The organism is Shewanella sp. GutCb, assembly GCF_002836135.1.
Classification (GTDB): Bacteria; Pseudomonadota; Gammaproteobacteria; order Enterobacterales; family Shewanellaceae; genus Shewanella.
Window position 1 is genome coordinate 37,230 of the sequence record NZ_PJBL01000011.1, and the last position, 14,714, is coordinate 51,943.

Here is a 14,714-nt window from a genome sequence, read left to right on the forward strand (position 1 = left end):
TTAAGCTTCCAGGCAGTAGACAAGCGGATATGACGACCAAACACGACGTAAAAACATTCCAAGGTTTCATAATGACCCTTCAGGAATACTGGGCGCAGCAAGGTTGCGCAATCGTACAACCATTGGACATGGAAGTAGGTGCTGGAACATTCCACCCTATGACCTTCTTACGAGCCTTAGGCCCAGAGCCAATGAGCTGTGCCTATGTTCAACCTAGTCGCCGCCCTACTGATGGCCGTTATGGCGACAACCCGAATCGCCTACAACACTTCTATCAATTCCAAGTCGTGTTAAAGCCATCTCCAGATAATATTCAAGAGCTTTATCTGGGTTCTTTGGCTGCCGCAGGTGTCGACATGAACATTCATGACGTGCGCTTTGTTGAAGACAACTGGGAATCACCGACTCTAGGTGCCTGGGGTCTAGGCTGGGAAGTTTGGTTAAACGGCATGGAAGTGTCGCAATTTACTTACTTCCAGCAAGTAGGTGGATTGGAGTGTAAGCCTGTAACAGGTGAGATCACTTACGGCCTTGAACGTCTTGCAATGTACATTCAAGAAGTCGACAACGTGTACGACCTCGTATGGACAGACGGCCCATTGGGCAAAGTGATGTATGGTGATATTTTCCACCAGAACGAAGTTGAGCAATCAGCTTATAACTTTGAACATGCTAATGTTGAAGTGTTATTCAGAAATTTTGATGACTGCGAGAAAGCCTGCCAACATCTGCTAACACTTGAAAAGCCGCTACCATTACCTGCTTACGAGCAAGTCATGAAAGCCTCTCACGCATTTAATTTGCTTGATGCACGCCACGCTATTTCGGTTACTGAACGCCAGCGTTATATCTTACGCGTTCGTACCATGGCTAAGGGTGTTGCTGAAGCTTACTATCAAGCACGTGAAGCTCTTGGCTTCCCAATCGGTAAGTAGAGGAATAACTTATGAATTTTGAAAACTTACTGATTGAAGTAGGCACTGAAGAACTACCTCCAAAATCTTTGCGTAAGCTTGCTGAGTCTTTTCTTAGCAACTTTACAGATGAACTAAAAAAAGCTGAGCTTAGCTTTGAAACTGCGGTATGGCATGCAGCCCCTCGCCGTTTAGCTATCTGCATTAACCAACTTGCTTTAGCTCAGGCTGACAAAGTGGTCGAAAAACGTGGACCAGCAGTAGCACAAGCATTCGATGCAGACGGTAACCCCACTAAAGCCGCTATGGGCTGGGCCCGTGGTAATGGCATTACTGTAGAGCAAGCTGATCGTCTTAAAACCGATAAAGGTGAATGGTTACTACATCAAGCTAAAGTGGTTGGTGTTGAAACAAAAAGCCTTATTGCCGCGATGGCACAACGCTCTTTAGACAAGCTGCCTATCCCTAAGCCTATGCGCTGGGGTAACAACACCACTCAATTTATTCGCCCTGTTCACACAGTGACGATGCTGCTTGGCAGCGATGTTGTTGAAGGTGAGTTGTTAGGTATAAAGTCGGCTCGCGTTATTCGTGGTCATCGCTTTATGGGCACACCAAGCTTCGAGCTTGATCATGCCGACAACTATCTATCAGCACTAAAAGAACAAGGTAAAGTAGAGGCCAACTATGAGGTGCGTAAAGCACTGATTAAAGCCGATGCAGAAGCAGCAGCGACTAAACTAGGTGGCGTGGCCGATCTAGAAGACGACTTACTGGAAGAGGTTACATCACTGGTTGAATGGCCAGTAGTGCTAACGGCGAGCTTCGAAGAGAAGTTCTTAGACGTGCCGGCTGAAGCCTTGGTTTACACCATGAAAGGCGACCAAAAGTACTTCCCAGTATTTGATAAAGCGGGCCAGCTAATGCCTAACTTTATCTTTGTCACCAATATCGAATCTAAAGATCCGCAGCAGATTATTGCCGGTAACGAGAAAGTGGTTCGCCCACGTCTTGCCGATGCAGAATTCTTCTTCGAAACCGATAAGAAAAACTCACTAGAGTCTCGTCTTACAAGTTTAGAAACTGTGGTATTCCAAAAGCAGCTTGGCACCATCAAGCAGCGCGTAGAACGCATATCAGCAATGGCCGGTTATATCGCCACCAGCATTGGTGCTAATAGCGAAGAAGCTGCGCGTGCAGGACTTTTATCTAAGTCTGACTTGATGACTAACATGGTCATGGAATTCACCGATCTTCAAGGCACCATGGGTATGCATTACGCACGTCTTAATGGTGAGACTGAAGCGGTAGCCGTGGCATTATCAGAGCAATACAAGCCTAAGTTCTCAGGCGATACAGTGCCAACCGCCCCTATCTCAATTAGTGTTGCCTTGGCTGAAAAGCTAGACACCTTAGTGGGTATTTTTGGTATTGGCCAAGCACCGAAAGGCGCAGCGGATCCATTTGCACTACGTCGTGCTGCCATTGGTATTCTACGTATCTGTTTAGAAAACAATTTACCACTCGATCTTGTTGATTTGATAGCTAAAGCACAAGAGTTACATGGTGAAACGTTAACGAACGACAAGGTTGCAGAGCAAGTACTTGAGTTCTTTATGGGTCGCTTCCGTGCTTGGTACCAAGATCAAGGAGTGAGTGTAGACGTTATTCTAGCCGTATTGGCTCGTCGCCCTACCGCACCTGCAGATTTTGAAAGCCGCATTAAAGCTGTTGCTCACTTTAGAACGTTAGAGCAAGCATCAGCACTGGCTGCCGCTAACAAGCGTGTATCAAACATCTTGGCTAAAGTAGAAGGTGAACTTCCTGCGACTATCGACGGTGCACTGCTCGTTGAACCAGCAGAAAAAGCCCTCGCCACTAAGCTAAATGAACTGCAACCACAATTAGCACCGCTGTTTGCTGCGGCTAACTATCAAGAAGCGCTAGCATTACTGGCAAACCTACGTGAAAGCGTGGATACCTTCTTTGAAGATGTGATGGTGATGGATGACGATGAAGCCCTTAAGAACAACCGCCTAGCGCTACTTACTAGCCTACGTGAACAGTTCTTACATGCTGCTGATATCTCACTGCTGCAGTAATGTAATTTTGTTACTGTAACCCAATAAAAAGCCCCTTAATTAGGGGCTTTTTTGTATCTGCCCCTAGGTGATAACCGCAAATTAAAACATAATAAGCTTTTGATGTAGCTCATCAAAACCGCCTCTATCAAGACCAGCTTCTAGCAACAACCGATTAAGTTGCTGCTCATTGAGCTTATCGGCTTCAAACAACATAGAGCATTCACTGATTAAGTTAGCCCGCCAAACAACTTCAGCTAAGCCACCAACAGGCTTAGAATCCACAACAGCCAAACGACCAAGCTCTGCGTCAAATATCGCGGGCAACTGCCAGTGCTGGGCAAGTAAGGCGCTTAAACTTAACGATTTCGCCGTCATAACCTGTCGAAATAAGCTTGAGCAAGGTTGCTCACCCGGATCGGCCTGCTTAAAGGCTTCTAATAGCAACTTGAAGATAGCGATTTTACCAACATCATGAATAAGCCCTAATAGAAATGCACTGTCAGCATCTTCATCAGTTAACTCGCTTGCAAGGTAAGCGACTTGCATTGAGTGACGCCAGATCTGTGAGCCAAAACGGCGAAAATAGATGGCTTTGATCTCGATACAGTCCCGCAATAACGCCGTAGTAATAAAGCGCCTTATCTGCTCTCGGCCAAGTTGCACAATAGCCAGTTGTAAACTGGTGATCTCTTTTTCACTGCGCCTAAACAAAGGAGCATTACATAGCTTTAGCACTTCAACACTCAGCACAGGGTCTTTTTCTATGAGCGCCAGTAAAACCTTAGTGTTGCTGGATTCATCTGCTAACTGTTTATCTAGCGCCGCCACTTGTGTCGGGAGTTTCAACACTCTTTCCGCAATGGCTTTAGGAGAAGACAGTGCTGCCTCTACCCGTCTAAATACGCTCTTTTCTAACTCGTTAGCCACACCATTTTGTAAGGTGCTAGGAAATAACAAACTATAAAACAGTGCTGATATATCGATGGGCGCTACAGGCGGTATGGCTGAAGGAGTATTGTTTATTGGAGGTACTGATGAGATAGCTTGAGAGTATTCTGCTTGACCGCTGAAACTTTTAGGTTTCTCAATGATCACTTTATCTCTGATATTAAACAGCTTTTTAAACGCTTTTTTGAACAATTTCGATGACCGGGAGTAATAATATCCACCACTGTTAAGGCTGTGGTAAAGACTAATATGCAATACAACAAAAAAAATCGGCGCTGTATGCGCCGATTTCACTATTTGCAAAGTAAGTACTTTCGCAATAAGACTATACGTCTAAGTTAGCCACGTTAAGCGCGTTAGACTCAATAAACTCACGACGAGGCTCAACGTGATCACCCATCAAACAAGTGAATAACTGGTCAGCACCAATCGCATCTTCAATGGTCACTTGCAGCATACGACGAGACTCTGGATCCATTGTAGTTTCCCACAACTGCTCAGGGTTCATCTCACCCAATCCCTTATAACGTTGGATATATTGACCACGTTTAGCTTCACTCATTAACCAATCAAGTGCTTCAATAAAGCTAGTGACATCTTTAGTCCGTTCGCCACGCTGAACATAACCGCCAGCTTCAACTAGACCATCAATCTCAGCACCTAACTTAACAATGCGCTGATAATCGGTAGACTGGAAAAAGTCATATGTGAACAGATAGTTAGTATCAATACCATGCTTACGAATAGTAATTTTTGGTAGATAAACCTGACGCTCTGGATCAAGAATAGGCTCTGCACTATACAAGATACCGCCAGACTCTTTTTCAATTAAGTCAGCAATAAAGGCATCAGACCAAACTTTAACTTGTGCTTCATCACTCAACATCTCGTTAGTTAATGTTGGGTGGTACAACATCAAGTCAACAATGTTAGTTGGGTAACGCTTTTCAAGACGCTTAATAACCGCTTCTACTTCGCGGTACTGCTTAACCAATGTCTCTAGCGGCTGGCCAGACATACCTGGTGCACCTTGCGAAGGATAAACATTAGCGTTATCCAATGCTTGAGTCGTTAGGTACTCAGTTAGTGCAGGATCATCTTTTAGATACTGCTCTTGCTTACCCTTTTTCACTTTGTACAAAGGTGGCTGTGCAATATAGATATAACCACGTTCAATAAGCTCAGGCATTTGACGGAAGAAGAAGGTCAATAGCAAGGTACGAATGTGCGAGCCATCGACGTCGGCATCGGTCATGATAACAATGTTGTGATAACGGGTCTTATCAGGATCATATTCATCACGGCCAATACCACAACCGAGTGCAGTAATCAGCGTGACCACTTCTTGCGAAGACAACATTTTATCAAAACGTGCTTTTTCAACGTTTAAGATCTTACCTTTAAGCGGAAGAATCGCTTGGTTCTTACGGTTACGTCCCTGCTTGGCTGATCCGCCAGCAGAGTCACCTTCCACTATGTATATTTCAGAAAGACCTGGGTCCTTCTCTTGGCAATCGGCCAACTTACCTGGCAAACCACCTAAATCTAATGCGCCTTTACGACGTGTCAATTCACGGGCTTTACGCGCCGCTTCACGAGCACGAGATGCATCGATGATCTTACCAACAATCAACTTAGCTTCATTTGGATGTTCAACTAGGTAATCAGCTAACTGCTCACCCATTGTCTGCTCAACAGCCGTTTTAACTTCACTCGACACCAATTTGTCTTTGGTCTGTGAGCTAAATTTAGGATCTGGAACCTTAACAGAGATAACAGCGGTCAAACCTTCACGAGCATCATCGCCAGTCGCGTTAGTCTTGCCCTTCTTGTTATAACCCTCTTTTTCCATGTAGTTGTTCAGGTTACGCGTCAACGCACCACGGAAACCCGCTAAGTGAGTACCACCATCGCGCTGAGGAATGTTGTTAGTAAAACAGAAGATATTCTCTTGGAAACCGTCATTCCACTGCATAGCCACTTCAACGGTAATACCGTCGTCACGCTCATGAATAAAATGGAAAACTTCTTTGTTTACCGGTGTCTTGTTAACGTTTAAGTAGTCAACAAACGCACTAATACCGCCTTCGTACTTGAAGAACTCATCTTTATCATCACGCTCATCAATTAAGCGAATACCTACACCTGAGTTTAGGAAAGACAGTTCACGGACACGCTTGGCAAGAATCTCAAAATGAAACAGGACATTGGTGAACGTATCGGTACTTGGCCAGAATCTTAGCTCAGTACCGGTATTAGTCGAATCACCAATCTCTTTAACAGGCGCATCAGGTACACCGTGGGTGTAAAATTGCTCATAAAGCTTACCGTCACGACGAATGGTCAACTGCACCTTACTAGAGAGTGCGTTTACCACTGAAACACCTACACCGTGAAGACCACCAGAAACTTTATACGAGTTATCATCGAACTTACCGCCAGCATGCAGTACCGTCATGATCACTTCAGCCGCAGAAATACCCTCTTCTGGGTGAATCGCAACTGGGATACCACGTCCATCATCTTTAACCGAAACGGAACCATCGGCATGAATAGTAATAATGACGTCGTTACAGTGGCCGGCTAATGCTTCATCGATAGAGTTATCGACCACTTCGAATACCATGTGATGTAGACCGGTGCCATCATCGGTATCACCAATGTACATTCCTGGTCTTTTACGTACCGCATCAAGGCCTTTTAATACCTTAATACTCGAAGAATCATAACTATTCTCTGACATATTATACTCTCGTCGGTTATTCAATTACCGTTACACACCCATGTTCCACATGGAACACCTTACTTGGCGGCGTGATTAACGAATCGACTATTGCTGCTGGTTCGATTGCCGTGACAAAAACTTGTGCCCCGGTATCTGCTAACTGCTGTAGCAATAGTTTTCTATGCTGTGCATCCAATTCCGATGGAAGATCATCCACCAGATAAATACTTTTTTTATCTATTTGTTGTTTGAGCAACTTTCCTTGTGCAATACGCAATGCACAGACTAACAATTTCAACTGTCCGCGGGACAAAGCATCTTGTGCAGGTAGTGTTCCTACCCGCAACCTTAAGTCCGCTTTATGAGGTCCGCTGACGGTAAAGCCTGTGGCTAAATCTCTGGGATACTGCGTCTCGAGCAGCTGTGCATACTCTGTTTTACTATCCCATCCTCGGGTAAAAGAAACCTTCACATCAACCTGAGGTAAAAACTCTTCGATTATACCCTTAAGTAGCTCATTTAACGAGTCTACATATTGCTTTCGTATATCGGTAACCAGTTCAGCATAACGAATAAATTCTTTATCCCAAAATTGTATCGAACTATAGGGCGATTCATCCCTGAGCAACTGATTTCGTTGCTTTATAATTCGTCGTACATTTACCCATGCCGCATAAAAACGAGGGTCAGAATGGAACGCACCCCAATCAATAAACTGCCGTCTGGCTTTTGGCCCCTCAAAAAGCAATGAAAAGCTTTCGGGAGTGATCACCTGAATCGGTAATGTTTCCGCTAACGTCGATAAACGTTTCACTTTATCGCCATTAATTTTAACTTCAATCTCGCCGCTTCTAAAACGTCTGAGGCCTATCTTACTGTCCTCTTCACCGGTTTGCATATTGGCAAATAACGTCAGCGCATCTTGATCATGTTGAATAACTCGCTGCGACAGATGACTGCGAAAAGAGCGCCCCATTCCCAAAAAATAGATGGCTTCTAAAATGCTGGTCTTGCCACTGCCATTTTTGCCATAAATTAAATTGAGCCCTTCACCTGGCTGCAACTGGGCAGAGACAATATTACGGAAAGCTTCAATATGAAGACGGTTAAGGCTCATTAATACCCTTTAAATGCAACGGGGAGGATTTTTCTGAAGTGGTCATTTATACCAGATAAAGCCGACGGTGTGTCGAAGTACTTTATCTGGTCTCTAAAGCAGAATAAAACAGTCTGTTATAAGCGCATTGGCATAACAACATACATAGAGTTCTGCTCTATGTGATTATCGATAAGTGCGCTTGAATTACCATCAATAAGCGTAATACGCACGTCATCAGAAGGTAAGTTGTTTAATACATCCAGTAGATAACTGACGTTAAAACCAATCTCTAACGGAGTGTTTTCGTATTCAACATCTAAGATCTCTTCCGCTTCTTCCTGTTCAGGGTTATTGGCAGTGATCTTAATCAGGTTGTTTTCTAACTGTACTCGCACACCACGGAACTTTTCATTCGATAAAATAGAAGCACGTAGCAACGCCTGTTTAAGCTGCAGACGGTTGGCAATAACAATCTTATCGCCGCCTTTTGGCAACACTCGGCGATAATCAGGGAAACGTCCGTCGACCAGCTTACTGGTAAACACAGCAGTCGCTGTCGTCGCTCTAATGGCGTTGTCACCAATAGCGATGGTGACATCTAAATCATCACCTTCGAACGAGCGCATCAGCTCTAACACGCCTTTACGCGGCACAATTACCTGCTTTTCAGGCAAAGTGGCGTCAATAATACGATGACTCAAAGCAAGACGGTGACCATCGGTTGCGATAGCACGCAAAACATTACCTTCGGTCTCTAATAACAAGCCATTGAGGTAGTAACGTACATCTTGATTAGCCATTGAGAACTGAGTCGCATCAATCAAGGACTTCATCGTGCCTTGCTTGAGGGTAAATTCAATATCAGCTGTAAACGCTTCTACATTCGGGTACTCTTCAGCAGGCAAGGTTGCCAACGTAAAACGGCTGCGACCAGAACGTAACAATAAACGGTTTTCTTGCTGTTCAATCTTAAGCTCGACCAGATCAGGTAAAGACTTAACAATATCTAGAAATTTTTTCGCTGGAACCGTGGTTCGCCCTTCAATGACGTCACCCTCAAGTTGAACTTCACCCACCAATTCAACTTCTAAATCGGTGCCAGTCAACTTAAGTGAGTGAGCACTTACTTCTACTAAAAGGTTCGCCAGAATAGGCAAGTTGTGACGTCTCTCCACCGCTCCACTAACTAACTGAAGTGGCTTTAATAGGGCATCCCTATCAATAGAAAATTTCATTCGTTTCAACTCCCTGATATTAAGAAGATAAGGTTCTTATCAAGTTAGCATAATCTTCTTTAATGTCATGACTTTCTTCACGCAACTGCGCAATTTTACGACATGCATGTAAAACGGTTGTATGGTCACGGCCACCAAATGCATCACCAATCTCAGGCAAGCTTTGGTTGGTAAGTTCTTTTGATAATGCCATCGCCATTTGTCTTGGACGTGCCACACTGCGTGAACGACGCTTCGACAACATATCAGCCATTTTAATTTTATAGTACTCAGCCACGGTCTTTTGAATATTATCGATAGTGACCAGCTTTTCTTGCAGTGCAAGTAAGTCACGTAATGCTTCGCGGACGAAATCGATAGTAATTGGACGACCGGTAAAGTTCGCATTAGCGATAACACGGTTTAACGCGCCTTCAAGCTCACGAACATTAGAACGCAAACGCTTAGCAATAAAGAATGCCACTTCATCAGGTAAGTTAATGCCACTCTCTTGTGCTTTACGCATCAAGATCGCCACACGAGTTTCTAGTTCAGGTGGTTCAATAGCAACCGTTAAGCCCCAACCGAAACGAGATTTAAGACGATCTTCAACACCGTCGATCTCTTTTGGATACTTATCTGACGTCAGAATGATCTGATGATTACCTTCTAATAGTGCGTTAAAGGTATGGAAAAATTCTTCTTGTGAACGATCTTTGTTGGCAAAGAATTGAATGTCATCAATAAAGAGTGCATCAACACTGCGGTAGTAACGCTTAAATTCTTCAATTGCATTGTTTTGTAGGGCTTTAACCATATCCTGTACAAAACGCTCTGAATGCATGTAAACCACTTTAGCATCAGGCTTGTTCTTAATAATGCCATTACCCACGGCGTGCAAAAGGTGGGTTTTACCCAAACCAGTACCGCCATAAAGAAACAGTGGGTTGTAAGCACCGCCCGGATTCTCAGCAACCTGCATTGCAGCCGCTTTACCTAATTGGTTTGATTTACCTTCAACGAAGTTATCAAACTGGTAGGTCGGATTAATGTTGCTACGATGATTAGCCGAGGGCGCTGGAGCAGAATGCGGAGTATTAAAAATAGGTTTCTCTACCGCTTGTCTAACCGCAGGTCGACTTCTGATCGAAGCGGTAGCCTGCACAATTGGCTTAGCCGATGGACGACTGCCTATATCAAAGCGCAAGTTAGGTGCATCAGCACCCATTTGTTCAATAAAGAATTGATTGATGATATTAAGGTATTTGTCTCTAACCCAATCTAAAACGAAACGGTTAGGTGCATATATGACAAGCGTATCGCCTTCCATCTCTGCCTGTAACGGTCTTATCCACATACTGAATTGCTGAGCAGAAAGCTCATCTTGCAGCCTTGCGATACATTGTTGCCAAAGTGAAACCGCCACGTACTTATCCCCAAAACATCTTACAAAAGAGGTGTATTCTATAGTGAGATCACGCTGATCGCTATCCTTTAAATATATTTATCCCCAGATAGATAAGGCAATCGATAAGATCTCGATCTTAAGGGATCTGCTGCGATCAAAAATATAGCAAAAACCCTCAAATCCAGCTTTATAAAGCGATCCAGAACGATCTATAATAGATTAACTTCGATCTGCTTTTAGATCAGTGGAACCACTAGATATAGTGGTAACTCACAGAGTTATCCACATTTTATAGTAGTTTTTAATGTTCGAAGAAAAAACGGAGATGGCATTATTTAATCACTTAAGTCGATTGCGTATTGACGTGCTCAATTAAAGTGATTACAATTCGGCCTCTTTTTTGCCCTTACCTCTAATTTCTAGAGACTAAGGTTTATTAACCTAACAAAGACGGATTGCCATAATGAGTAAACGTACTTTTCAACCTAGCAACCTGAAGCGCAAGCGTTCTCACGGCTTCCGCGCTCGTATGGCTACTGTAGGTGGCCGCAAGGTTATCGCACGTCGCCGTGCTAAAGGTCGCACTCGTCTTTCTGCTTAAGTAGAGATGCAAGTGACCAGCTATACCTTTACGCGGGAGTTACGTTTGTTAACTCCCGCGCAATTTAAATCTGTCTTTACCAAACCTATCAAAGCGTCTTCCGCTGAAATAACCTTACTTGCTATTCCTAATTCTGAACAACATCCACGTTTAGGACTAACGATTGCTAAGCGTTATGTAAAGAAAGCTCATCAACGAAACCGTATTAAACGTGTAATTAGAGATAATTTTCGTTTACATCAGCATGATCTTCCCGCTGTAGATATCGTTGTGCTCGTCAGAAATGGCGTACTTGATATGGAAAGTGCAGAACTCAAAAAATTGGTAGAAAAGCTATGGCGAAAACTCTCTCGCCGTTACAATGGCTAGCAACTACGATTATTCGTGGCTACCAAGTACTCATAAGTCCCATGCTGGGACCTCGTTGCAGGTTCAATCCAACATGTTCACACTATGCAATAGAAGCAATTCGTTTGCATGGATTTGTGACAGGATGTTGGTTTGCAGCGAAACGCATATTAAAATGTCACCCTTTACATCCGGGTGGTGAAGACCCCGTCCCTCACAAAAAAAATAGGTGCGATAAATAGGCTATGGAATCTCAACGCAATATATTGCTTATCGGTCTGCTTTTTGTCAGCTTTTTACTTTGGCAACAATGGCAAACGGATCAAGCTCCTCAACCGGTTGTAGCGCAAACTCAATCTTCAGTAGCGGCGTCTACTGTCGCCGATGCTCATAGTTCAGATGTTCCAAATGCTGATTCAGCATTACCAGAAGTGATTACCGCTTCTAAAGAACTCATCACTGTGACCACTGACCAACTTGAAATCAGAATTGATCCAATTGGCGGTGACATCGTTTATTCAGCTTTGCTGTCTCATAAACTGAAAGAAGAAGCTGAAGACCCATTTGTTCTGCTAGAGCAAACTAATGACATCTATTATGTCGCTCAAAGTGGTCTAATTGGTCGTGATGGTATCGACAGCAGTACTACAGGTCGTGCACATTTCGATAGCACAGCCCGTGATTTTGACTTAGCAGCAGGCCAAGACACATTAAATGTGCCATTAACCTACTTAGCACCTAACGGTGTGACCTACACTAAAATGTTTACCTTCTACCGCGGTAAACATAATGTTGATGTTGCTTACCAAATCAACAACAGCTCTAGTGCACAGCTTCAAGTTCAGATGTATGGCCAAATCAAGCACAGCATCAAGAAAAGCGAAAGCAGCATGATGATGCCGACTTATCGTGGTGGCGCATTCTCAACAGCAGATACACGCTATGAGAAATACAGCTTCGACGATATGGCTGATAAGAACCTAGACAAATCGACTCTTGGTGGTTGGGCAGCAATGCTACAACACTATTTCGTTTCTGCTTGGGTACCACCAGCAACTGATAAAAACGTTATCTTCTCAAGCGTAAGCGCGGGCGGATTAGCTAACATCGGTTTCCGTGGCGCGCTATATGATATCGCACCTGGTAGCGAACAGACCATTAAAGCCCAGTTCTATGTCGGCCCTAAAGATCAAGAAGCGCTATCTGCTATCTCTGAATCATTAAATCTGGTTGTTGACTACGGTTTCCTTTGGTGGCTAGCCATTCCAATTCACTGGTTATTGATGTTCTATCAATCATTTGTGGGCAACTGGGGTGTGGCAATTATCCTTATTACGCTTACCGTTCGTGGCATGTTATATCCACTAACGAAAGCGCAATACACCTCTATGGCGAAGATGCGTAATCTACAGCCTAAACTTGCGGAAATGAAAGAACGCATGGGTGATGACCGTCAGAAGATGGGTCAAGCGATGATGGAACTGTACAAGAAAGAGAAAGTTAACCCTATGGGTGGCTGTCTACCAATCTTGCTACAAATGCCAATTTTCATCGCTCTATACTGGGTATTGTTAGAAAGTTACGAGCTACGTCATGCACCATTCATGTTATGGATTACTGATTTATCAGTACAAGATCCATACTATGTGATGCCTATTCTAATGGGTATCTCAATGTTTGTGATGCAAAGAATGCAGCCAATGGCACCGACTATGGATCCAATGCAAGTTAAGATGATGCAGTGGATGCCGGTTATCTTTACTGTATTCTTCTTATGGTTCCCAGCGGGTCTGGTTCTATACTGGTTGGTAGGTAACTTAGTCGCGATTACACAGCAGAAGATTATCTATGCTGGCTTGGCGAAGAAAGGGTTAAAATAACTCTTAGTTCCAACTAAGCAAAGCGGCTAGATACTTCGGTATCAGCCGCTTTTCTCATTTAATGAGAAACACTTTTTGTTAATCACCTTTCATATTTGAACTAGGAAACACAGTAATGACAACAGATACTATCGTGGCACAAGCGACCGCTCCAGGTCGTGGCGGTGTCGGTATTATTCGAGTGTCTGGCGACTTAGCTAGCAATGTGGCTATGGCGGTAATTGGGCGCATACCTAAAACCCGTTATGCCGACTACTGTGACTTTAAAAATGACCAAGGCGAGGTTATCGACCAAGGTATCGCTTTATATTTTAAAGGCCCTAACTCATTTACCGGTGAAGACGTACTAGAACTTCAAGGTCACGGTGGCCAAATCGTGCTTGATATGCTCATTAAGCGTGTGATGGAAACCACGGGCTTGCGTATCGCCAAACCCGGTGAGTTCAGCGAGCAAGCTTTTATGAACGACAAGCTTGACCTAACGCAAGCAGAAGCGATTGCAGACCTAATTGATGCCACTAGCGAACAAGCAGCTAAAAGTGCTTTAAACTCGCTACAGGGCGAATTTTCAACCCAAGTACACGAACTTGTCGAACAGACCACCAACCTACGCTTATACGTTGAGGCTGCCATTGATTTCCCAGATGAAGAAGTCGATTTTTTATCTGACGGCAAAGTCGCGGCATCGCTGTACCGGATCATCACTCAGCTCGATTCAGTGCAAGCAAGTGCCAAACAGGGTTCTATCATCCGTGAAGGCATGAAAGTGGTTATTGCAGGCCGTCCTAATGCAGGTAAATCAAGCTTACTCAATGCTCTCGCCGGTAAAGAGTCCGCTATTGTCACCGAAATAGCAGGCACCACTCGCGATGTATTGCGCGAACATATTCACCTAGACGGCATGCCACTGCACATCATTGATACCGCGGGCTTGCGTGATACTGTCGATACCGTTGAAAAGATAGGTATTGAACGCGCATGGGACGAGATAACAACCGCCGATCAAGTATTGTTTATGGTTGATGGCACCACGACGACCGCCGTTGATCCTCACGAAATTTGGCCAGACTTTATCGATCGCCTACCAAAAAACTTAGGTATAACAGTCGTCCGTAATAAAGCCGATCTCACTGGCGAAACATTGGATGTTACCGAAGAAGCAGGACACCCCGTTCACCGTATATCGGCTAAAACGGGCCTAGGTGTAGCAACGCTGCAACAACACCTAAAATCCTTAATGGGTTATCAAAGTAATCTAGAAGGTGGTTTTATCGCGCGTCGTCGCCATTTAGAAGCACTTGACCTTGCTAGCAGCCATCTCCAATTAGGTAAAGAACAACTCGAAGTCTATCAAGCAGGCGAGTTATTGGCCGAAGAACTACGCATGACTCAAATGGCATTATCGGAGATCACTGGCAAATTTACTTCAGATGACCTATTAGGAAAGATTTTTAGCTCTTTTTGTATTGGTAAATAACGCCCTGCAAAATATT

Annotated in this window: 12 protein-coding genes; 7 read left to right on the forward strand and 5 right to left on the reverse strand. The window is 44.1% G+C overall.

The genetic code is table 11. From position 1 onward, the window contains the following. Positions 1-29 precede the first annotated feature (29 nt). Together glyQ and glyS are read left to right on the forward strand one after the other, a co-directional pair. The gene (glyQ, locus tag CXF86_RS06850; protein WP_101089171.1) at positions 30-935 is read left to right on the forward strand and encodes a glycine--tRNA ligase subunit alpha; all 906 of its coding nucleotides are present in this window, start codon (positions 30-32) and stop codon (positions 933-935) included. An 11-nt stretch (positions 936-946) separates the two neighbouring features. Then, the gene (gene glyS, locus CXF86_RS06855) at positions 947-3,016 is read left to right on the forward strand and encodes a glycine--tRNA ligase subunit beta (RefSeq protein WP_101089170.1); all 2,070 of its coding nucleotides are present in this window, start codon (positions 947-949) and stop codon (positions 3,014-3,016) included. An 81-nt stretch (positions 3,017-3,097) separates the two neighbouring features. Here glyS and CXF86_RS06860 read toward each other — a convergent pair whose 3' ends face one another. The 5 genes from CXF86_RS06860 to dnaA all read right to left on the reverse strand — a co-directional run bounded on the left by CXF86_RS06860 (position 3,098) and on the right by dnaA (position 10,410). Continuing rightward, positions 3,098-4,138: an HDOD domain-containing protein gene (locus CXF86_RS06860; RefSeq protein ID WP_102038656.1), complete on the reverse strand. Its 1,041-nt coding sequence runs from the start codon at positions 4,136-4,138 to the stop codon at positions 3,098-3,100. Positions 4,139-4,271: 133 nt separating this feature from the next. Next, entirely contained in the window at positions 4,272-6,689 is a 2,418-nt protein-coding gene (gene gyrB, locus CXF86_RS06865; RefSeq protein ID WP_101089169.1) for a DNA topoisomerase (ATP-hydrolyzing) subunit B, read from the reverse strand. Between the two features lie 16 nt (positions 6,690-6,705). Further along, positions 6,706-7,788, reverse strand: coding sequence for a DNA replication/repair protein RecF (gene recF, locus CXF86_RS06870; protein ID WP_101089168.1), 1,083 nt, complete (start codon positions 7,786-7,788; stop codon positions 6,706-6,708). A 116-nt stretch (positions 7,789-7,904) separates the two neighbouring features. Continuing rightward, positions 7,905-9,005: a DNA polymerase III subunit beta gene (gene dnaN / locus CXF86_RS06875; protein ID WP_101089167.1), complete on the reverse strand. Its 1,101-nt coding sequence runs from the start codon at positions 9,003-9,005 to the stop codon at positions 7,905-7,907. Positions 9,006-9,024: 19 nt separating this feature from the next. Beyond that, entirely contained in the window at positions 9,025-10,410 is a 1,386-nt protein-coding gene (gene dnaA, locus CXF86_RS06880; RefSeq protein ID WP_102038657.1) for a chromosomal replication initiator protein DnaA, read from the reverse strand. 445 nt (positions 10,411-10,855) lie between these two features. Here dnaA and rpmH point away from each other — a divergent pair, with 445 nt between their 5' ends. The 5 genes from rpmH (at position 10,856) to mnmE (ending at position 14,698) form a co-directional block, all read left to right on the forward strand. Next, complete coding sequence (rpmH, locus tag CXF86_RS06885; RefSeq protein WP_101089165.1) at positions 10,856-10,993, forward strand: 50S ribosomal protein L34; 138 nt, start codon at positions 10,856-10,858, stop codon at positions 10,991-10,993. Positions 10,994-11,005: 12 nt separating this feature from the next. After that, positions 11,006-11,362, forward strand: coding sequence for a ribonuclease P protein component (gene rnpA / locus CXF86_RS06890; protein ID WP_101089174.1), 357 nt, complete (start codon positions 11,006-11,008; stop codon positions 11,360-11,362). Next, the gene (gene yidD, locus CXF86_RS06895) at positions 11,329-11,583 is read left to right on the forward strand and encodes a membrane protein insertion efficiency factor YidD (RefSeq protein ID WP_101089164.1); all 255 of its coding nucleotides are present in this window, start codon (positions 11,329-11,331) and stop codon (positions 11,581-11,583) included. The genes rnpA and yidD overlap by 34 nt, the downstream gene beginning before the upstream one ends. 3 nt (positions 11,584-11,586) lie before the next feature. Beyond that, the gene (yidC, locus tag CXF86_RS06900) at positions 11,587-13,221 is read left to right on the forward strand and encodes a membrane protein insertase YidC (protein WP_101089163.1); all 1,635 of its coding nucleotides are present in this window, start codon (positions 11,587-11,589) and stop codon (positions 13,219-13,221) included. Positions 13,222-13,336: 115 nt separating this feature from the next. After that, positions 13,337-14,698, forward strand: a complete 1,362-nt coding sequence (gene mnmE / locus CXF86_RS06905) for a tRNA uridine-5-carboxymethylaminomethyl(34) synthesis GTPase MnmE (protein WP_101089162.1) — start codon at positions 13,337-13,339, stop codon at positions 14,696-14,698. The last annotated feature ends 16 nt before the right edge of the window (positions 14,699-14,714 follow it).